Genomic DNA, 20491 nt, shown 5'->3' with positions numbered 1-20491 from the left:
CTCTTACGCTCCGCTTGCGACCAGCCGCGTGCTACGAGGAATCGCGACGATGCGGTCGTCATGGACCAGCACCACATCGATGCCACGCGGGAACAGGGTTTCGTTGACGGAGAGCCGCTCGAACAGGTCGCGCGGCCGGATCATCGCCTGCAGCAGCGCAGCGCCGTCGATGCCGGGGCCCCTCAATTCAAAGGTTGGACCTTGCGCCAGGCTGTCGACCTGCAGGATCAGCGTGGTCGAACGATCCGGATATTCATTGCTGCCGAAGGCGAAGCGATCGAGCGATGGAAGATCGTTCGCTTCCCCAATCAATGCGAAGCTGGCAATCGAGGAATCCGCGATCACGGGCGCACTGGTGTGGAACTTGAGCCATTTGGCGACATCCGATGTCGCCGACATCGCAGCATCGAGCCAGATCGGCGTGTCGTGATCGAACAGGGTCAGCGCGATCGCAGCCGAGCCGCGCATCACGCCGGCGGGCATCCCCGCGGCAGCCGTGATGCGCTGCACGCTGCCGGGGCGCGCCATCGCATCCATCACCGAGCGGAAGGTCGACTGCGCCGACAAAACCTTGTCGGCAAAGCCAGCAGGCAGTTCGGCAACCGTCGTCATCACATCACCCCTCGCCGCGAACCATCGTGTAGAAATCGACCCGCGTCGCCGCCGTCTCCGCGGCCTTGCGGTTGCGTTCGGCGATCATGGCCGCTCGCAGCGGCGCGATCACCTTCGCCTCCACCGCGCCGGAGAAGTCCGCCGATTGCACCATCGCATCGCACAGCGCGATCATCTGCGCCTTCCGCCTGTCGCGGCCGAGCGTGTACCCGAAGCCGACCTCGCCGCTTGCGAGACGCACCGCGGCGCGTGACACCGTCGCCTCGCCGAGATTGAACGGCGCGCCGTCGCCGCCGATGCGGCCGCGCACCATGACGAGGCCGTTCTCCGGCTCGCGCAAGTTCTCATGCGCGGGCACCGCGACTTCAGCGAGACGCTCGGCGATCTCGGCAGCGCCGGAATGCGCCAGCACCGTCATCGCTGCCTTGCGCTGCGCTTCCTTGTTCCGCACGGTCGAAGTCATGAGCCGCCTTGCCCGATCCAAGTTGTCTATGCTAATAGACAACTTGGTAGCCGAACGCCATGACTGTTTCGTGACAAACCGAAGATTTCTGGGTACCAGCACGCCATGAGCGTGGAGGAGAGTTCCGGTGTCGCCCTGTGGCGGCAAGTTGCCGACGGCATCGAGCGCGGCATCGCCGACGGTCGCTTTGCCGCGGGTACAAAACTGCCGGGCGAAGTGGAGATCGCCGAGACATACCGGGTCAACCGCCACACCGTACGGCGGGCGCTCGCCGCGCTAGCCGAACGCGGCCTGGTGCGCGCCGAGCGCGGCAGCGGCACCTATGTCGAGGCGCAGCGCCTGGCCTACCCGCTGCGCTCTCGCACCCGGTTCTCGGAGATCGTCGGCGCCAGCGGCCATGAGCCGCGCGGCCAGTTGATCGATGCCTGCGACGAAATCGCCACCCGCGAGATCGCGCGCGAACTCGGACTGAAGACCGGCGCGCGGCTGATCCGGATCGAATCGGTGCGGCTTGCAGACCGCATGCCCATCTGCGTCTCCACCACCTGGCTGTCGGCAGAACGCTTTCCCGATGCCGGCAGCGTGTTTGGCAACGTCCGCTCGATGACCAAGCTATTGGCCCATTATGGAGTCAGGGACTACCGGCGCTCCTCGACCCGGATCACCGCCGCGATTGCAGATGCCACCGACGCCGCGCGGCTCGACCTTGCGCTGGGTCGCCCGGTGCTGGTCGTCGACGCCACCGACGTCGACCCTTCGGACAAGCCGCTGGTGACGAAACGTTCGCGCTTTGCCGCGGAGCGGGTGGAGTTTCTGGTGGAGAATGGTTGAGCTCAGCTCCCTCGCCCCGCGAGAGCGGGGCAAGGAAACTTGTCAGGGCACCGCTCTTTGTCCGATGATGGCAAAGCGGAGCTTGCTTGAGATGAGGTCGATCGCGGCGACCGCGACCAGGATCATCAGGATCAGGAAAGAAACCTTCTGCCACTCCAGCACGCGGATCTGCTCGGCAAGCTGCAGGCCGATGCCGCCGGCGCCGACGATCCCGATGATGGTGGCCGAGCGTGTGTTCGACTCGATGAAATAGAGCACCTGCCCGGCGATTACCGGCAGCACCTGCGGCACCAGGCCAAAACGGATCTCATGCAGCGCACTGCCGCCGGAAGCGCGGATGCCCTCGACCTGCTTTTTGTCGGCAGCTTCGATCGCCTCCGAGAACAGCTTTCCAAAGGCACCGAAATCCGAAACCATGATTGCCAGTACGCCGGCGAACGGGCCAAGACCGACGACGTTGATCCAGACCAGCGCCCAGATCAGCGTATCGACGCCGCGGATCGAATCGAGGAAGCGGCGTACCGGGAAGCGGATGAAATTCGAGTGAATGATGTTGCGCGCCGCAAGCAGGCTGATCGGAAGCGCCAGGATCGCCGCGAGCGTGGTGCCGAGCAGCGCGATCGACAGCGTCTCGCCGAGCGCCTGCATGTAGAGCGGAAGCGACGAACCGGGATTTGGCGGGATCATCAACATGGTGATCCAGCCAAGCTGGCTTATCCCCGAGATCAGCTTCGACGGCGAGAAGTCGAGATCGACCAGTCCGAACACGAAGATCGCGAGCGCCAGTACGATCATCACCGGTGTTGCGAGCCGCGCAGAGGCGGGCCGGTCAAACAATTCAGGGTATTTCGCCCGCAGTTGCGCTGTGTCCGGCTTCGGCAACTGACTCATCGGCGCGTCTCCTTGCCGAACAGCCGGCCGCGCACCCAACCCGTCGAGATGTCGATCAGGAAGACGGTGACGACGATGGTGAGCAGGATCGCGCTGACGTCGGAATAGTAAAACTTGCGGATCGCAACCACCAGTTCCTGGCCGATACCGCCGGCACCGACGAAGCCCATGACCGAGGCCTCGCGAACGTTGATCTCAAAACGCAGCAGCGCATAGCTCGCATAGCCGGCCAGGACTTGCGGCAGGACCGCAAAACGCATGCACGACAGCCAGCTCGCGCCGGTGGAGCGGACACCCTCCACGGGCTTCATGTCCGCGTTCTCGACGATTTCGGCGAACAGCTTCCCCAGCGTACCGCTCGAATGGATCGCGAGTGCGAGCACGCCGGCCATCGGCCCGAGGCCGAAGGCGATGACGAAGATCAGCGCGAACACGATGCCGGGAACCGTGCGGGCGAATTCCAGCAGGCGACGCACCGTGAAGCGCAGCCACGGCGCCGGCGAGGTGTTCTGGGCGGCGAAGAAATTCAGCACAAAGGCGAACACCGCACCGATCAGCGTGCCGACATAGCTGATCAGAAGCGTCTCACCGAGCAGCCTCAGCCATTTCTTCCAGCCCCAGAACCACTCGGCAAAGTCGGTCCAGACCCGCGCGCCGTTCTCGAGCGTGAGAATACGGTCGAAATAGCTGACGAAATTGCCGAAATAGGTGAACAGCGTGCGCAGGTTGACTTCGGCGCCGAGTGCAGCGATCACGAGCGCTGCACAGAACAACGCGGCGGCGCAGGCTGCCTTCAGCCGCTTGCGCGCAACCGCCTTGCGATAGGCGTCATTCAGCACCGCCAATTGCTGGGTGGGAAGGATGGATATGGCGGTCGCCATCGGCGCGGAACAATCTGCTTGAGGTTGAACGGAAATGGGGCCGGGTTGTCGAACCCGGCCCCATTTCGACGGTGCCAATCGATCAGGTCGCCTTCTTGCGCAGATTGTCGACGAACTTGATCAGTTCGATGGTCTTGTCGTAGTCGGCATTACTGATCGGCTGCCACGGCAGGTTCTTGCCGTCGGACAGCTTCTTGAAGGCTTCCGGATCCTTTTTCGGCATGTCGAGGAATGCCTGCTTGATCTTGGCCTTCATGTCGTCGGGAAGGCTCTCGAGATAAGCATAGGGCGAGTTGATGATGAGGTCGGACTTCACGATGATGCGGAAGTCCTCCTTCTTCAGCGGCGTGCCGTCGCTCGATTTCACCATGTTCTTGGCGAGCATGCGGGTGAGGTTCGAATCGTCGTCGGCGTTCCACCAATTGGCGGCGACATCGACGGTGCCCTGCGCCAGCGCGAGCACGGCGTTCTCATGGCTGCCGGTGAAGATCACCTTGGAGAAATAGGCATCCGGGTCGATGCCCATCTGGTTCAGCTTGAAGCGCGGCATGTTGTTGCCGGACGTCGAATTGGGGTCGACCAGGCCGAGGTTCTTGCCCTTGAGGTCCTCGACCTTCTGGTACGGGCTCTTGGCGAGCACGTAGAACACCGAATGGTAACCCTTCGAACCGTCCGCATTGACGTCGATCACGAACGCGTCGGTCTTGACGCCGGTGAGACGGGCGCGCGCGAATGACGCCGGACCGTAATAGCCGATGTGGATGTTGCCGGCACGCTGGCCCTCGATGACGGCCGCGTAGTCGTTGGCGACGCGCAGATTCACCTTGATACCGAGCTCCTGGGACAGGTAATTCGTCAGCGGGGTGAAGCGCTCGGTGACGCCCGAGCCGTTTTCGGCCGGGATCACGGCAAAGGTGATCTCCGGATATTTTGCTTTCCAGTCCTCGGCCGAAGCGGGGCCGGCGAACGCCAGCACGGCAGCGCCGGCCAGAACGATACGACGATTGATCATGTTTAGCCCTCTTGTGGTGGTTACGCTGTCGGCCGGGCACGATGCTCGGCCGCCCCGATCGGACGATCCGACGTTCAGGCCGCGGCTACGGTGCCGAGGGCCGGAACGCTTGCAGCCTCCGGCGCCGGCAGCGGCGCCGCGCCGATGACGTCATTGGCTTCGAGGTCGTAGAGCTCGCGCGCAATGTGGTCAGTCAGCGCGGCGGGCGCGCCATCGAACACCACGCGGCCCGCCGCCATGCCGATCAGGCGGTCACAATAGGTCCGTGCCAGGTCGAGCGAATGCAGATTGCAGAGCACGGTGATGCCGAAGTGTTTGTTGATGCGCAACAGCGCATCCATCACGATCTTGGTATTGCGCGGATCGAGCGATGCGATCGGCTCGTCGGCAAGGATAATGTCCGGCTCCTGCACCAGCGCGCGGGCGATCGCGACACGTTGCTGTTGGCCGCCGGAGAGCTGGTCGGCGCGCTGAGCTGCGAGCGGCGCAATATCGAACTGCTCGAGCGCGGACATCGCCAGCGCCTTGTCGTGCTCCGGCCAGAACTGGGCGAGCGAGCGCCAGGACGGGATCTCGGCGAGCCGGCCCATCAGCACGTTGGTCAGCACGTCGAGCCGGCCAACAAGGTTGAATTGCTGAAAGATCATGGCCGAGCGTGCTCGCCACTGCCGCAGCGCCTTGCCGCGCAGCGAGGTCACGTCAGTGCCTTCGAACAGGATCCGACCCTCGGTCGGATCGGCGAGACGGTTGATCATTCTGAGTAACGTCGACTTGCCGGCGCCGGAGCGGCCGATCACGCCGACGAAGCTGCCCGGCGCAATGGCGAACGATGCGTTATCGACTGCGGCTTTTGTGCCGAAACGGCACGTCAAACCTTCCACAACCAGCATGCACTACTCCAACCGCATCGCGTTTGGGCCATCGCTATCCCCGGTGCTTTACAGTTATGTGACAGCGCGCCGCAGCGCGGCGATCCTCCACACCCTTGAGACCGCTCGTCATCGGGTCGTCATGATATTGTCATCAAGCGTCCGGATGACGAGCGTCCCTGCAAGCTAGAGTGAACAAGGAGGCACAGATGGCCGGAAGAGCGCTCTCGGTCGTACCGACCATCGACCCCACGGCATCCGTCCGCGAAAGCAGACTAGGCACCTATACGGAGGTTGGTGCGCGCAGCATTCTGCTCGAAGTCAGCATGGATGATTATTCGTATGTCGTGAACGACAGCCAGATCACCTACACCACGATAGGCAAGTTCTGCTCGATTGCGGCCATGACCCGGATTAATCCCGGCAACCACCCAATGCACCGCGCCACCCAGGCGCATTTCACCTACCGCGCCAGTGCCTATTTTCCAGGCGAGAGCGACGACGCGGAGTTCTTCAATTGGCGACGTGCGCACCACGTGGATATCGGCCATGACGTATGGATCGGCCACGGCGCGATCATCCTGCCGGGGCGCAACATCGGAACTGGCGCCGTCATTGCCGCCGGAGCGATCGTGACCAAGGACGTGCCGGACTACACGATCGTCGGCGGAAATCCGGCGCGACCGATCAAGCGGCGATTCCGGGAGGCCATCGCGCACCGCCTCGTTGCGCTCGCGTGGTGGGAGTGGGACCATGAAATGCTTCGGCGGACCCTGCCCGACTTCCGCAAACTTTCGGTGGAAGAATTCCTCGAAAAATACGAGGCCATGGGCGCGGCAAATTCACAGGACAACAAGCGGAGTGCCGCGTCGTGACTGATATTTTCATCGAGAACGGACGAGCGCTGGCTGACGGTGAGTTCACCGAGACATCGCTGCGCACCACGGGCCTCGACATCGGTCCGCTCGACGCCGACCACGGCCGCGCCGCGCTCCATATCGATGCGAGCGGCCTGCTGGTGCTGCCCGGCATCGTCGACTTGCATGGCGACGCGTTCGAGCGGCAGATAATGCCGCGCCCCGGCGTCGATTTCCCGATCGACGTCGCGCTTGTCGACAGCGATCGGCAGGCGATCAGCAACGGCATCACCACGGTCTTTCACGCCACGACCTGGTCGTGGGAGCCAGGCCTGCGCAGCGCCGAGAACGCACGGAAGCTGCTCGAGGCGATCGAGGCGCTGCGGCCGCAGCTTGCCGCAGACACCCGCTTCCATCTTCGTCACGAAACCTACAATCTCGACGCGGAAGCTGAGATCGTCGAGTGGTTGACGGAAGGGCGGATCGACCTGTTCGCATTCAACGATCACATGGACGGAACTATCGGCGACCTCGCCAGGCCAAAGAAACGCAGCCGCATGGTCGAGCGGACCGGCCTTGCCGATGAGGAGTTCGATCGGCTGGTCGAACGCGTGCTATCGCGCGCCGACGACGTGCCGGCATCGATCGCGCGGCTTGCGCAAGCGGCGCGTGAGTCCGGCGTGCGTATGCTCTCGCATGACGACAACAATCCGACGACGCGTCAGGGCTTTCGCGCCCAAGGCATTACGATCGCCGAATTCCCCGTCAATGAGGAGACCGCGCGGGAAGCGGCCGCGGCCGGCGACTTCATCGTGTTCGGCGCGCCCAATGTGGTGCGCGGCGGCAGCCATACCGGGTGGACCAGGGCATCCGACATGATAGCCAAGGGTCTCTGCTCAGTGCTGGCGTCCGACTATTTCTATCCGGCGCCGCTGCTCGCGGCATTCCGCCTCGCCGCCGACGGCACGCTACCGCTCGCCAGGGCCTGGGACCTGATCTCATTGGCGCCGGCCCGCGCCGCGGGGCTTGAGGATCGCGGCGCGCTGGCCGCGGGCCGGCGCGCCGACATCATCATCGTCGACGACAGGCAGCCCCTGCGGCCGCGCATCATCGCAGTCATCGCGGCCGGGCGATTGGTGCATCTGGCGGATGCGAGCCGCCTCGTCCATTCGGTCGCGCCGCGCAAGGCGGTTGCGGTTGTGTAGTGCGGCTCTGATGGCAGATTATCCGCGCTACGCGATCTACTACGCGCCGTCATCGGGCAGCGCGCTTCACCGATTTGGATCCGACTATCTCGGCTACGACGCCGTTTCGGGCGACGAGTTGCCCTTTCCCGACGGAATTCCGACTGACTGGCGCGAAGTGACGCAGGACCCGCGCAAATACGGCTTCCACGCTACGCTAAAGGCGCCGATCGCGTTGGCGGACGGCACAGGCGAGGCGGACCTCGTCACGGCCTGCGTCGCCTTCGCCAATCGCGGGCGACGCATTCCCGTGATCGAGCCAGTCATCGATTCCATCAGCGGATTCATCGCGGTGGTTCCGGCCACGCGGTCGGACGATCTTCAACACCTCGCCGGCGACTGCGTCAGCGATTTCGATTGTTTCCGTGCGCCACTGACTCCGGAAGATCGCGCGCGGCGCAATCCCACAAAACTCTCCCAGCGGCAGCGCGACCATCTGGATCGTTGGGGCTACCCTTACGTGATGGAGGAGTTCCGCTTCCACATGACGCTGACGGGACGGTTGAGCGATGAGCGGCGCGGGCAGACCCTGGTATGGCTGCGGGAGCGGTTCGCTGCAATCGGACTCGCGACGCTGGCGATCGATCGCATCGCGCTGTTCAGGCAGGATGACGCCGCATCGTGCTTCCGGATCATCGGGAGCTGGCCGCTGCGCTCATAACTCTCCCGTCGTCCGACGAAGGCCGGGGCGCCGCCGGAGTGGGTCGCAGGCCTACTCGTCCGGCCTGGTCCGCGCGATGAGCTCGGCAGCGCCCTTGTCCAGCAGCTCGAGCCCAACAGCGCGACCGAGTTCGCGCGGCCGGTTCGCGGCGCCGGTCCGCGTCGCCTCTATGAAGCTGTCGCCAGTCTCATCGAGCACGGAGGCGCGCAGCGTCATCTCGCCGCCTGCGAGCGTCGCATGACCGCCGATCGGCGAGTTGCAATGGCCGTTGAGCACCCACAACACCTCGCGCTCGGCCTCGGCGCTGATCCGCGACTCCACGTTCGCGATGCTGGCGAGCCGCGCGCGCGTCGCCCAATCCGTCTCGACGCATTCCACAGCGACGATCCCCTGACCCACCGCGGGCAGCATCTCGTCGACGGAGAAATCATGCGCGATGCGCGCGGTCATGCCGATGCGCGCGAGCCCCGAGCGCGCCATGACAAGGGCGTCCGCCGGACCGACTTCGCCGCCATCGGGCAACCGCTGCTTGTCGCCGCGATCGAGCTTTGCGATCCGCGTGTCGGCAGCACCGCGGTAGTGGATCACGGTGGCTTGCGGGAACAGCCGGCGCAGATAGGCGGCGCGCCGCACCGCATTGGTGCCGATCTTGAAGCCCTTGCCGCGAGTTGCGCGAAACGTCTGCAGCGACAGGCCGGGACGCAGCACGAGGGAGTCGTTCGCCGCGTCGCGCGCAAGCATTGCGGCGAGCACGAGCCCCGGCGTCTCCTCATTGCCAGGCACGTCCTTGAGTGAGTGCATCGCCGCCTGCAGCGTGCCGGCGCGCATCGCCTCGCGGATCTCGGCGACGAACGCCCCGCCCTTGCCGCCGTGGCGCAACAGCTTGCTGGTCTGGTCCTGGTCGCCGCGGGTCTCGAATTTGACGACGTCAACCGCAAGGTCAGGAGCGGAGATGCGCAGCAGGCGTGCGACCTCCTCGGTCTGCGCCAGCGCCATCGCGCTTTTGCGCGTGCCAATCCGTAACACCTGTCCCGACACGGGGTCTCCGCCTGCGAATGCCGTCAATCGTCGGGGATTAAAGCAAAAGTCCAGTCAAAACAATGGTTCTTGCCACCGTCATCAGCTCAGGCGGGGTCGTCGGTCAACGCCACGCCGGCCGCGCGCATGCCCACCGACGCCTCAGTGAGCGAGCCCGCGGGATCGATGGCGCGGCAGCCTGCCGTCACCACCACGGTCTCGGAGCCTAAATCGCGATGAGATTAGGCTGAATCGTCATCGCGCTTTAGGTCCTTATTTGAGCATGATCCTTTCGGAAAACCGCTACACACTTTTCCGCATCATGCTCTGGCCGGCGCGCATCGCGTCGCGCGGACGGAGGTCGTTTTGCACATCGATGACGAGAAACAGATCGTCGGGCTAAATCCTCACTATTGTCATGTCCCGATGCGCAGCGAGGCGCGCAGCTTGCGCAGGCAGGCGATCACCGACAGAGCCGTGATCCGGCCGGTCTTGGGATTCTCCGACGGGATATTCTCGATCGTCATCGAGAACCGCGCCGAGTCGGAATCGACCTCGATACGGTGGGTGTTGCGCGTCACCGTCGGATCGGCCCAGATCTCGACACGCGTCCGGTCGGGCCCGATCCCGGCGAGCGACAATGCGACCGCGACATTGAGGTTGGCGGGAAAGCCCTCTGCGGCGTCGCGCGCGGTGCCTTCGAAAATCCGCAGCGGTTCCGTGATGCCTTCGATCGGAATCCTGTTCTCGACGAGGTGCGGCGCGCCGAGCAAACCCGCGATCGGCTTACGTGTCACAAGCTTCGCCGAATGGATCGATCCGACCGCGGCGGCCGTCACGGCATCTAGCCCGATCAGCGCACCGGTCGGCACGATGATCTGGCCGCCGTTGCGCCGCGCAATGTCGATGAGGTCTTCGTTCTGCAGGAGCGCACCGACACTCAGCACCACTGCGGTCTTACCGCGCTCGACCACCGGCGCGACGATCGAGCGGACAACCTTGCTCGGCGCGCATTCGACCACGATGTCGGCAACATCGGCAAGCTCTTCGATCGCCACCATCTTGGGCGCCGTCTTCAGGCCGGCCAGCCAACCACGGTGCTTGTCGGGATTTTGTGCCGATACCGCCACCAGCGTCAGCCCCTCAATGCCCTGATCGAGTGCCTTCACGACATCGGCACCGATCGCCCCGAGGCCGGCGACTGCAACGCTTGTCCTTGTCCTGTCCGCCATTGGCTACGACTTGCCGCCGGCAAGCATCTTGACCAGGCGATAGAGATACTCCTCGCCCTCGTAGAACGATCTCACCAGCACGCGCTCATCCTTGCCATGGGATCGGTTGTCGTCGACATCGCTCGCAAGGCCGGAATGGCCGTAGGTCGGGATGCCAGCATTACGCAGATAGCTGCCGTCGGTTGCGCCGGTGCTCATGACCGGCACGATCGCGGCATTCGGCCAGAAATCCTTCGACAGTTTCTCGATCGCCCCCATGATCTCCTCGTTCAGTGGCGACGGCGCGCTCAGCACTGCCTTGCCGGTCGGAGCGACCTCGATCTCCTTGTCGGCGAGCACCCGCTCGATCGTGGCCTGAACGCCTTCGACCGATTCGCCTGGCATGATCCGACAACTGACCTTGGCGGTTGCAAGCTGCGGCAGGGCGTTGATCGCGTGACCGCCTTCCAGCATCGTAGCGATGCAGGTGGTGCGCAGCTGCGCGTTATAGCCGACATTCTCGGACAGTCGCGCCAGTGCGGCCGGATCAGGCTGCGGCGCTAGAACGGCGCGAATGTCGTCCGTGTTCTGCTTGCTCTCGATCTCGGCCATCCGCTCGAAATAGATCCGCGTCGTCTCATTGAGGTTCAGCGGAAAGCCGTGGTTCGACAGGCGAACAAGCCCTTCGGCGAGGCGGTAGATCGCATTGTCCTTGCGCGGCAGCGAACTGTGGCCGCCGCGGTTCTTCACCGTCAGCTGATAGCCGATCGACACTTTTTCGCTGGTCTGCACGGCGTTGCGGATTGCCTTGCCGTTCTTCAGCCCGACCGGGCCGCCCTCGTTCAGCGCGAATTCGGCGTCGATCAGATCGCGATGGTTCCTGATCAGCCACTGGATGCCGAGACCATTGCTGTCGAGGATCTCCTCGTCGGTTTCGAGCGCGACGATGATGTCGCGGTCGGGCTTGTATCCCTCCTTCTTGTAGCGAATCAAATTGGTGACGAAAGCCGTCGCCATGTATTTGTCGTCGCCAGTGCCGCGCCCGTAGAAATAGCCGTCCTGCTCGGTGAGCTTGAACGGATCGACCGTCCAGTCCTCGCGCTTGGCGGGAACGACGTCGATATGGGCGAGCAGCAGGATCGGCTTGCGCGCGCCGGAGCCGCGGAGCCGCGCCACCAGATTGCCCTTGCGCGGCGCGGGCGAGAACACACGGACGTCGCCTTCAGGGAAGCCCGCAGCACGCAGCCGCGCCGCCATCGCTTCGGCCGCCTTTTGCGTATCGCCGGTCGCGGTGGTCGTGTCTATCTCGACCAACTCCTGATAGATGCTGCGGGCGAGCTGCTGCTGTTCGGTCAATCCCTGCGCCGCGGCGCAGGTTGCAAGCAGCGCCGGGCCGAACGCGGCCGACAGCGACAGCGAACGAATCGTCCTCCGGGCTTTTCGCGACATCGTACTATCCCCCAAAACTCGATGGCCTCGCCTGATCGAATTCAGACAGGCGGCACGTGCTTTGGCAAGATGGCGAGCCCTCAATTTTCGCGCGCAGGCAGCGCTACTTCGCGTCCTTTGCCGCGATCACCTCGATCTCGACCAGGAAGCCGGGATTGGCGAGAGAGGCGACGCCGACCACCGATCGCGCCGGCAGGTTCGGCTGGCTGCCACCGAAGAACTGGGTATACCCGTCCATGAACGCCTTGAAGTCCATCGGCGCGGAGGCGTTGTGCACCAGGAAAACCTGCATCTTGACGACATCGCCCATGCCAAGCCCGAGGCCTTCCAGGATGCCCTTGATGCGGTTGAGTACGCCGACCGTCTGGGTCTTCACATCGCCGTAGGCCTGCGGGCTGGACGGATCGGCGTCCTTGTTCACGACCGGCGGCACCTGCCCGCTGACATAGACTGTCGTGGTACCACCGGTGACCGTCACGGCCTGTGCGATCGGGAATGTCGAATTGGGGATCGGGTGCCGGATCACGTCCGCGGCCGCCGCCGTCGCCATTGCCGACAGCGCTGAACCAAGCACGATCGCAACGAGCTTCATGATGGCCTCCCCAAAAGTATGGACTGCTTCTAGCGGCGCGCGTCCTGGACGTCGCTGGCCGTCACCGCATCCCGAAAATTATTGCCAAAATGCGTGCGGACATAGTTCACAACGGCGGCAATCTGGCCATCGGTCATCATGTCGCCGAACGCCGGCATGCCGTGCCTGCCATTAATGATGACGTAGATCGGATATCCGCTGGATTCGAGGTGCTGGTTGCCGGCGAGCGACGGATAGATCCCGGCGCCGGTCGCGCCCATCGCATCCGGCATATGACAACCCTGACAGACATTGGCGAACAGCTCCTCGCCGGTCATCTCGACGAAGCGATAGTCGGAACTGAACGTGCGTCTGCTCGCCGTATTGTCCTCTGCGAACACCGCGGTCGCTGACAGCAGCGCCAGCACCACCGCGGCTCTCGTCACTACTTGGGCCATCATGTCTTCACCACGCGTTCGTGCAGCCGCGCGATAGCGTCGAGCGAGGACAGGATCGCGCCTTCCTGCCAGGCCGGCAGGTGGGAGACATGTTCACCCGCCAGCACAATGCGGCCGTCGATCTGGCAGAGATTTCGGTAATGCTGTGCCCGTCCGGCATCGGTCCACTCGCCGCTGCAACCGAGCGTAAAAGGCACACGATGCCAGGCGACCGCGACGCCGGTCTCGAACTCCGCCTTGTATTGCGGATGGATCATGGCGCCAAATTCGACTGCGCTCGCGACCCGTTCGGAAGGCGTCATGGCCGTGAATTCGTAAGCATTGGCGCCCTCGAACAGATAGGCGCCGAGCAGGATGCCGCGGCCGGCGCGGTTGAAGCCGTAGCTCGGATAGGAGATCTGGCGGATCGGAAGGTCGGTAAAGCTGATGCCGCCATAGATCGCCTCGTCCTCTTCCCAGAAGCGGCGCTTGAACTGCAGCCCGATTTTCACCGCACCGGCATAGGGCAAGGCGTCGATCGCGTTCCTCAGGGGCGCACTGACGTCGATCGCCAATTGGCTCAAAATCGAGAGCGGGATGGTGCAGATGCACCAATCCGCGGTCGCCTGCTGCACGGCGGACGGATTCGCGGTATCGACATAGCTCACGGTGACGCCGCTGCCATTCTGGCGGATCTGCGTGACCTTGGCATTGTAGCGGATGACGTCGCCGACCTCACGCGCGAACGCCTTGCCGATCATGTCCATGCCGCCGACCGGCTGGAACATCGTGGTCTGGAAATTGTAGAGGGAAAAGGCCTGCAGGTAGCGCCATAGCCGCGAGCGCAGGATCTCCGACAGCGCGACCGGCTCGCCGGGCACCGGCGCGGCCGTCAGCCCACCGCCAGGATCGCGCGCATAACCGCGGAACGCGGCCGAGATGAGATTGGCATTGTACCTGTAGTCGCGGTCGAGCGCTCCCCAGGCACGCAACGACTGCAACAGGATCTCGCGATCCTCCTTCGTGATCGCCTCGTCGAGCTTGCCCTGCTGGGTCACTTTGGCGAGCAGTTCCGACAGCTGGCCCTGGAAATCGGCCTTGATGCTGCGGATGCGCTGCGGCGCGCCGTCGAACGCGCGCGTCGCATGCAGGTACGCGTTGTGATTGAGCTGGATAAATGGCTCCAACGTGACATTGAGACGTCGGCAGTAGTCGAGCAGCGCGTGGTGGTGATAGGGAATCCGCCACGGGCCGGGATTGATGTAGAGTCCCTGCTCGAATTGGCATTTCTGCGTGAAGCCGCCGAGTTCGACAACAGTGTCGCCGCCACGGATCGTCCAGTTGCGGCCGCCGGCGCGGTTGTTGAACTCGAGGACCTGAACCTTGTAGCCGGCCTTGCGCAGTTCCAGCGCCGCTGTCATGCCGGCGAGCCCGGCGCCCAGGATCAGGACGGAAGCGCCCCTCGGATCGCCGGCGAGCCTGGGTGGCCCCCTGTAGGCGGATTCGGACGCGAAACCGAGGCTGGTCATTGCGTGATACATCGCGGAGCTGCCGGCGATGGTGCCGATCAGCGCGAGCAGGTCACGCCGCTTGACGACAGGTTCGTTTTGCACGCCGCGATCCCAGCCACAATTCATCATCCGCGGATGAGGGAAGAGGTTGGGCACGACCCTGTCAAGAAAGCGCCTGCGTTCCGCGCGCAGCCACACGCGCTTTTGATGCATGCCAGGGAGGCACAGTCAGCGCGGCGCGGCCTGCGACTCAAGACTGCGGCTATAGCGTGACATTGCAAAGCAGAACGCGAAATAGATCAGCCCGACGAAAACATAGACCTCGACGCTGAACGATTGCCAAGCCGGGTCGATAATCGCGGTCTTCGCCGTCGTCAGCAGGTCGAAGATGCCGATGATCAGAACAAGGCTGGTGTCCTTGAAGAAGGCGATGAAGGTATTGACCAGCGGCGGTATCACGTGACGGATCGCCTGCGGCAGCACGATCAGCGCATTTTTCTGCCAATATGACAGCCCGAGCGCATCCGCCGCCTCATATTGTCCGCGCGGCACTGCCTGGAGGCCGCCGCGCACGACCTCGGCCAGGTAAGCGCCGGCATAGAGCACGAAGGCGATCTGTGCGCGCAGCAGCTTGTCGATGTTGACGCCGTCGGGCATGAACAGCGGAAACATCACACTCGCCATGAACAGGAGGCTGATCAGCGGCACGCCGCGGATCAACTCTACATAGAGCACGCAAAGCGAGCGGATCGCCGGAAGCTTGGAGCGCCGACCGAGCGCGACCAGGATGCCGAGCGGGAATCCGAAGGCAAGCCCGAAAGTTGCCAAAATCAGCGTCACCGGCAAGCCGCCCCAGCGATCCTGCGTCACATAAGACATGCCGAAAATGCCGCCCCACATCAAGAGTCCGATGATGATCAGCGCGCCCGCCCAGAGCAGGATCAATTCCTTGCGCCAGAAGCTGCGGCGGCTGGAAAGAACAAACAGCAAGATGAAGATCAGTACCGCGAGCGCCGGTCGCCACTGCTCCTCGAACGGGTAGGTGCCGAACAGGATGAAGCGGTATTTCTCGGGGATCACCGCCCAGCAGGCCCCCAGCCCGCGCAACGCGCGGCAGGCGGCGGTGTCGTTGCCTGCGACGATCCAGACCGCGTTGGCGATACCCCATTGCCAGAGGCTGACGCAGGCCTTGCCAAGCAAGGCCACAAGCAGCAGCGTGACGATGGTCGAGGGGATCGAGGCGAACAGATTTGCGCGCAGCCAGACGACGATCTGGCCGCCGAGGGTCCGCCGCGCGCGCGGCCGGCTGAGTGGAAGCGGATCCTCGGGAATGTGAGCGATCGAGGTCATGTCAGCGCTCCACCAGCGCGATCCGCGCATTGTACCAGTTCATGAACAGGCTGATGCCGAGGCTTATGGTGAGGAACACCATCATGATCAGCGCGATCGCCTCGATCGCCTGGCCGGTCTGGTTCAGCGTGGTGTTGGCAATCGAGACGATGTCCTGATAGCCGACGGCAACTGCCAGGGAGGAATTCTTGGTCAGGTTCAGGTACTGGCTCGTCATTGGCGGAATGATGACACGCAGCGCCTGCGGCAGCACGATGTGTTGCAGCACGAAGCTGCGCTTCAGCCCCAGCGCCTTGGCGGCGTCCCACTGCCCGCGTGGCACCGCCTGGATGCCGCTGCGCACAATCTCGGCAATGAAGGCCGAGGTATAGGTGACGAGCGCGATCAGCAGTGCGAAATATTCCGGCGCCAACGTCAGTCCGCCGACGAAATTGAAGCCGCGCAATTCGGGCAGCGTGATACGCCAGCTCGCACCCGACAGGAGCGACACCAGCGCCGGCAGCACGACAACGAGGACGATTGCATAGGGCCAGGCTGGCCGCGCCCTCCCGTCCAGCATCTGTTGCGCGATCAGCCGTCGCCGGATGAAATGCAACACGGTCAATCCGACAACCGCGGCGAGGGTCGTCCACAGATTGGCCGCATCGAGTGGGATCGACGGCAGCACGAGGCCGCGATTCGACAGAAACACGCCTTCCACCGGCTTCCATGCCTGCCGCGCAGCCGGCAGCCCCTGCATCAGCACGTACCAGAACAGCAGTTGCAGCAGCAGCGGCAGGTCGCGCAGCACCTCGACATACACGGCGGCAAGCCGCGACAGCAGCCAGTTCGACGACAGCCGCGCGATGCCGACCGCCGTTCCAAGCACGGTCGCAAGCACGATGCCGATCACGGCGACGCGCAGCGTATTGACGATGCCGACGATGAAGGCGCGCAGGTAGGTGTTCTTCGGGCTGTACTCGATCCAGCTATCGGCGATCGGCATGCCGGCCTCGCGGCCAAGGAAGGCAAAGCCGGTCGAGATGCGCCGCACCGAGAGATTATGGACGGCGTTTGACCATAGCCAGGCGACGGCCGCGACTGCGATGGCGACCACCACGATCTGCCAGAACAGACCGGCGACGCGCGGATCGCTCAGCGAAAGCCGCCAGGGCCGCGCAGGAGGGCGTTTCGGCGTCGACGTCGTCACAGCACCGGATCCCCTTGAAAGCGATCTTCTGCCATGCGCGGGGTGCGCACTTCATATGTTGCACCAAATTCATATTCGTGCAACATATGTTTCATGGCTCAGGCCCAGCCGAAAGCGTCGCCCTTGAACGAATTGTGCAGCGCATTGCCATCGCTGCCGATGCGGTTGCAGGAAGTCGGCCGGTTTGTCGCCGCCAACGACTATGACGCAACCACGCGCTCGATGCGGGAACTCGCCGCCGTCGCCGGCGCCGATCCCGCCTCATTCACCCGCCTTGCAAAAGCAATCGGCTATTCCGGCTGGGACGAACTGCGCGCGGCGCTGACCGAAGCGCGCCGGCCGGCGCAGGCCGCGCCGTTCTCCGGACGTGCCAGGGGCCGCCGCGCCGGCCCCAATGCGGATGTCACGCTGGTAAATGAGAAGCTGGAAGCCGAGGCCGCGGGTCTCGGACGCATCTCATCGACCGCCATCGCCGACGCCGCGCGCGCGCTGCACGGAGCAGACCGGGTCTGGATCGCCGGCTTTCGTAGCTGCCGCAGCGTCGCGGAACTCCTGACCTACCAGCTTCGCCTGTTCCGTCCCGGCGCCGTGCAACTCGTCGGCGGTTCCGGGCCCGACGATATCGACCATGGCGCCTTCCGCGCCGGCGATGCGGTCGTCGTCATTGGCTTTGCGCCCTACTCCACCGCGAGCGTGCTGTCGGCGCGCGCCGCGCATCGGGCAGGCGCAACGCTGATCGCGATCGCCGACACCATTGCCGCGCCGATGGCCGAAGGCGCCGATCACCTCCTGCTGTATGAAGCCGCCGCCTCTCCCGGCTTCTTCCCGAGCCTTACCGGCGCGATCGCCATTGCGCAGTCGCTCGCAGCCGTCGCCTTCACGCTGGGCGGCGCGGGCGCTAAGCGCAGGCTGGAAGAGACCGAGGACCGGCTGGCCGAGACGTCGCAATATTTTTCCGAGAGAGGATGACTGTCATGGCAGCCACCAAGAGCCGCGTGATGCACCGAAGCCTGCGCGAGACGCCGCCGAAAGCAGTCGGCGGCGATGGGGTCTGGCTGATCGCGGAAGATGGCCGCCGCGTTCTCGATTCCTCCGGTGGCGCCGCGGTCTCCTGCCTCGGCCATCAGCATCCACGCGTGCTCGACGCGATCGCAAGGCAAGCCTCGACGCTCGCCTATGCCCATACGGCCTTCTTCTCGTCAGAGCCCGCAGAAGAATTGGCCGAGCGCCTGGTGGGCCATGAACCCGGCGGCTTGGCCTATGCCTATTTCGTCAGCGGCGGATCGGAAGCGATCGAGGCCAGCATCAAACTGGCGCGTCAATATTTCATCGAGCGCGGCGAGCCGAAGCGGACGCGTTTCATCGCACGCCGCCAGAGCTATCACGGCAATACGCTCGGCGCGCTCTCGGCCGGCGGCAATGCCTGGCGCCGCGAGCCCTACGCCCCGCTGCTGTCGCCGTCATTCAGCCATGTCACGCCGGCCTTCGCCTATCACGAAAAGCGCGATGATGAGTCCGAGGCCGGCTTCATGGCGCGACTTGCCGCCGAGTTGGAGGCCGAATTCCAGCGACTCGGCCCCGACACGGTCGCGGCCTTCATCGCCGAACCCGTGGTCGGCGCCACCGCCGGCTGCGTCCCGGCTCCGGAAGGCTACTTCAAGGCGGTGCGCGAAATATGCAATCGCCACGGCGCGCTGTTGATCCTCGACGAGGTGATGTGCGGCATGGGACGCACCGGCACGCTGCACGCATGGGAACAGGAAGGCATCGCGCCTGACATCCAGGCGATCGCCAAGGGCCTTGGCGGCGGCTACCAGCCGATCGGCGCGATGCTCGCGAGCGGCACCATCGTCGATACTGTGCGTGGCGGCTCCGGTGCGTTCCAGCATGGCCACACCTATCTGGCGCATCCGCTCGCATGCGCTGCCGCGCTCGAAGTGCAGCGAACGATCAGCGACGAACGCCTGCTCGACCGGGTCAAGCAACGCGGCAACCAGCTCGAGCGCCGCCTTGTCGAACGCTTCGGCAATCATCGACATGTCGGCGACATCAGGGGCCGCGGCCTGTTCTGGGCGATCGAACTTGTCGCCGACCGCAGCAAGCGGCGGCCGTTCGATCCCAAACTGAAACTGCACCAGCGGATCAAATCCGCCGCCTTCGCCGGCGGCCTTGCCTGCTATCCCGCGGGCGGCACGGCCGACGGCCATAACGGCGACCATGTGTTGCTCGCCCCGCCCTACATCGCAACTTCCGGCGACATTGACATGATCGTCGAGAGACTCGGCGCTGCGGTAGACAGCGCGTTGAAAAGTGTTGGTCACTAGGAGGAGGACAGAATGAGGAAAGTGATGATTGCGGCGGGCTTGCTCGCCGCAGGCATATCCAGCGCAAGCGCGGCCACCCTCGACACCGTGAAGCAGCGCGGCACGCTGGTGTGCGGCGTCAGCGCCGGTTTTGCCGGCTTCTCGGCGCCGGACTCGCAAGGCAACTACAAGGGCCTCGACGTCGACTACTGCCGCGCGCTCGCGGCCGGCGTGCTCGGCGATCCCAACAAGGTGCGCTACGTCGCGCTGACCGCGCAGAACCGTTTCACCGCCTTGCAATCCGGCGAGATCGACGTGCTCTACCGCAATTCGACTCAGACCTTTCTCCGCGGTGTCACCCTGGGGCTGCGCCAAGGCCCGGTCAATTTCTATGACGGTCAGGGGTTTGTGGTGAAAAAGGACACCGGCGTGAAGGATCTCAAGGGCCTCAACGGCGCGACCGTCTGCGTCGCCCAGGGCACCACGCATGAAGTGACGCTCGGCGACTACGGCCGCGCCAACGGCATCGACTGGAAGCCCCTGGTGTTCGACCGCGTCGACACCATGTACCAAACCTTCTTCGGGGGCCGCTGCGATGCCATGACTCAGGACGCCTCTGCGCTCGCCGGCGCGGTCGCGACCGCGGCACCGAACGCGGCCGATTACGTCGTACTGCCGCAAACCATCAGCAAGGAGCCACTCGGCCCATTCACCCGCAACGGGGACGAGGTCTGGAGCGACATCATCACCTGGCTGCACTACGGCCTGATCGAGGCCGAAGAGCTCGGCATCACCCAGGCCAATGTCGATGAAATGACGAAGTCGCAGATACCAGCGATCCAGCGCCTGCTCGGCACCTCGGGTGATCTCGGCTCGCGCCTCGGCCTCGACAACAAATGGCTGGTAGCTGCGATCAAGTCCGGCGGCAATTACGGTGAGATCTTCGAGCGCAATGTCGGCAAGGCTAGCCCCCTGAAGCTCGAGCGCGGCCTCAACGGCACCTGGAGCAAGGGCGGCCTGATGTACGCGATTCCGTTCAAATAATGACCTTCACCTCTCCCTGCTTGCGGGAAGAGGTCGTCATTCAAGCAGAGCTTGAATGACGGGTGAAAGGGAGTCTCCCGCGAATCCT

General features: G+C 64.2%; 21 protein-coding genes. 7 read left to right on the top strand and 14 right to left on the bottom strand.

From position 1 onward, the window contains the following. Nucleotides 1-3: 3 nt before the first annotated feature. Nucleotides 4-612 carry a phosphonate C-P lyase system protein PhnH gene (phnH, locus tag JQ553_RS13290; protein ID WP_212500429.1) on the bottom strand — a complete coding sequence of 203 codons (609 nt, stop codon included), beginning with the start codon at nt 610-612 and terminating at the stop codon, nt 4-6. 4 nt (nt 613-616) lie between these two features. Further along, the gene (phnG, locus tag JQ553_RS13285) at nt 617-1075 is read right to left on the bottom strand and encodes a phosphonate C-P lyase system protein PhnG (protein ID WP_212500428.1); all 459 of its coding nucleotides are present in this window, start codon (nt 1073-1075) and stop codon (nt 617-619) included. A gap of 105 nt (nt 1076-1180) precedes the next feature. Between phnG and phnF the strand changes: the two genes are divergently transcribed. Continuing rightward, nucleotides 1181-1906 (top strand): phosphonate metabolism transcriptional regulator PhnF, encoded by a 726-nt coding sequence (phnF, locus tag JQ553_RS13280; RefSeq protein ID WP_212500427.1) that lies wholly within the window; start codon nt 1181-1183, stop codon nt 1904-1906. Between the two features lie 42 nt (nt 1907-1948). Here phnF and phnE (JQ553_RS13275) read toward each other — a convergent pair whose 3' ends face one another. From phnE (JQ553_RS13275) to phnC, 4 genes are all read right to left on the bottom strand, one after another. Continuing rightward, a complete protein-coding gene (gene phnE / locus JQ553_RS13275; RefSeq protein ID WP_212500426.1) occupies nt 1949-2797 on the bottom strand; it encodes a phosphonate ABC transporter, permease protein PhnE in 849 nt (282 codons plus the stop codon). Next, nucleotides 2794-3678: a phosphonate ABC transporter, permease protein PhnE gene (gene phnE / locus JQ553_RS13270; protein ID WP_212500425.1), complete on the bottom strand. Its 885-nt coding sequence runs from the start codon at nt 3676-3678 to the stop codon at nt 2794-2796. The genes phnE (JQ553_RS13275) and phnE (JQ553_RS13270) overlap by 4 nt, the downstream gene beginning before the upstream one ends. Nucleotides 3679-3760: 82 nt before the next feature. Further along, nucleotides 3761-4690 (bottom strand): phosphonate ABC transporter substrate-binding protein, encoded by a 930-nt coding sequence (phnD, locus tag JQ553_RS13265; protein WP_212500424.1) that lies wholly within the window; start codon nt 4688-4690, stop codon nt 3761-3763. 74 nt (nt 4691-4764) lie between these two features. Then, complete coding sequence (gene phnC, locus JQ553_RS13260; protein ID WP_212500423.1) at nt 4765-5580, bottom strand: phosphonate ABC transporter ATP-binding protein; 816 nt, start codon at nt 5578-5580, stop codon at nt 4765-4767. Nucleotides 5581-5768: 188 nt separating this feature from the next. Between phnC and JQ553_RS13255 the strand changes: the two genes are divergently transcribed. The 3 genes from JQ553_RS13255 to JQ553_RS13245 are packed head-to-tail and all read left to right on the top strand — an operon-like array spanning nt 5769 to nt 8321. Beyond that, nucleotides 5769-6434 carry a chloramphenicol acetyltransferase gene (locus JQ553_RS13255; RefSeq protein ID WP_212500422.1) on the top strand — a complete coding sequence of 222 codons (666 nt, stop codon included), beginning with the start codon at nt 5769-5771 and terminating at the stop codon, nt 6432-6434. After that, the gene (locus JQ553_RS13250) at nt 6431-7621 is read left to right on the top strand and encodes an alpha-D-ribose 1-methylphosphonate 5-triphosphate diphosphatase (RefSeq protein WP_212500421.1); all 1191 of its coding nucleotides are present in this window, start codon (nt 6431-6433) and stop codon (nt 7619-7621) included. Before JQ553_RS13255 ends, JQ553_RS13250 begins: the two co-directional genes overlap by 4 nt. 10 nt (nt 7622-7631) lie before the next feature. After that, on the top strand, nt 7632-8321 hold the full coding sequence (locus JQ553_RS13245) for a DUF1045 domain-containing protein (RefSeq protein ID WP_212500420.1): 690 nt from the start codon (nt 7632-7634) through the stop codon (nt 8319-8321). A 51-nt stretch (nt 8322-8372) separates the two neighbouring features. Here JQ553_RS13245 and hemC read toward each other — a convergent pair whose 3' ends face one another. The 8 genes from hemC to JQ553_RS13205 all read right to left on the bottom strand — a co-directional run bounded on the left by hemC (nt 8373) and on the right by JQ553_RS13205 (nt 17056). Next, the gene (hemC, locus tag JQ553_RS13240; RefSeq protein ID WP_212500419.1) at nt 8373-9359 is read right to left on the bottom strand and encodes a hydroxymethylbilane synthase; all 987 of its coding nucleotides are present in this window, start codon (nt 9357-9359) and stop codon (nt 8373-8375) included. A 395-nt stretch (nt 9360-9754) separates the two neighbouring features. Beyond that, nucleotides 9755-10570: an aspartate dehydrogenase gene (locus JQ553_RS13235; protein WP_212500418.1), complete on the bottom strand. Its 816-nt coding sequence runs from the start codon at nt 10568-10570 to the stop codon at nt 9755-9757. 3 nt (nt 10571-10573) lie between these two features. Beyond that, a complete protein-coding gene (locus tag JQ553_RS13230; RefSeq protein WP_212500417.1) occupies nt 10574-11998 on the bottom strand; it encodes a M20/M25/M40 family metallo-hydrolase in 1425 nt (474 codons plus the stop codon). A gap of 103 nt (nt 11999-12101) precedes the next feature. Beyond that, the gene (locus JQ553_RS13225) at nt 12102-12590 is read right to left on the bottom strand and encodes a RidA family protein (RefSeq protein ID WP_212500416.1); all 489 of its coding nucleotides are present in this window, start codon (nt 12588-12590) and stop codon (nt 12102-12104) included. Nucleotides 12591-12619: 29 nt separating this feature from the next. After that, complete coding sequence (locus JQ553_RS13220) at nt 12620-13030, bottom strand: cytochrome c (RefSeq protein WP_212500415.1); 411 nt, start codon at nt 13028-13030, stop codon at nt 12620-12622. Beyond that, a complete protein-coding gene (locus JQ553_RS13215; RefSeq protein WP_212500902.1) occupies nt 13027-14643 on the bottom strand; it encodes a flavin monoamine oxidase family protein in 1617 nt (538 codons plus the stop codon). The genes JQ553_RS13220 and JQ553_RS13215 overlap by 4 nt, the downstream gene beginning before the upstream one ends. 102 nt (nt 14644-14745) lie before the next feature. Further along, complete coding sequence (locus JQ553_RS13210) at nt 14746-15867, bottom strand: amino acid ABC transporter permease (protein ID WP_212500414.1); 1122 nt, start codon at nt 15865-15867, stop codon at nt 14746-14748. A 1-nt stretch (nt 15868) separates the two neighbouring features. Continuing rightward, complete coding sequence (locus tag JQ553_RS13205; RefSeq protein WP_212500413.1) at nt 15869-17056, bottom strand: ABC transporter permease subunit; 1188 nt, start codon at nt 17054-17056, stop codon at nt 15869-15871. Nucleotides 17057-17149: 93 nt separating this feature from the next. Between JQ553_RS13205 and JQ553_RS13200 the strand changes: the two genes are divergently transcribed. Genes JQ553_RS13200 through JQ553_RS13190 form a run of 3 tightly spaced genes read left to right on the top strand, consistent with a single transcriptional unit; the run spans nt 17150 to nt 20403 of the window. Next, complete coding sequence (locus JQ553_RS13200) at nt 17150-18025, top strand: MurR/RpiR family transcriptional regulator (RefSeq protein WP_212500412.1); 876 nt, start codon at nt 17150-17152, stop codon at nt 18023-18025. A gap of 5 nt (nt 18026-18030) precedes the next feature. Continuing rightward, nucleotides 18031-19380, top strand: coding sequence for an aspartate aminotransferase family protein (locus JQ553_RS13195; RefSeq protein WP_212500411.1), 1350 nt, complete (start codon nt 18031-18033; stop codon nt 19378-19380). A gap of 12 nt (nt 19381-19392) precedes the next feature. Continuing rightward, nucleotides 19393-20403 (top strand): amino acid ABC transporter substrate-binding protein, encoded by a 1011-nt coding sequence (locus JQ553_RS13190; protein ID WP_212500410.1) that lies wholly within the window; start codon nt 19393-19395, stop codon nt 20401-20403. Nucleotides 20404-20491: the final 88 nt, after the last annotated feature.

It is taken from the genome of Bradyrhizobium lablabi (assembly GCF_018131005.1).
Classification (GTDB): Bacteria; Pseudomonadota; Alphaproteobacteria; order Rhizobiales; family Xanthobacteraceae; genus Bradyrhizobium; species Bradyrhizobium lablabi_D.
This window is presented reverse-complemented; position numbering and strand designations above follow the sequence as displayed.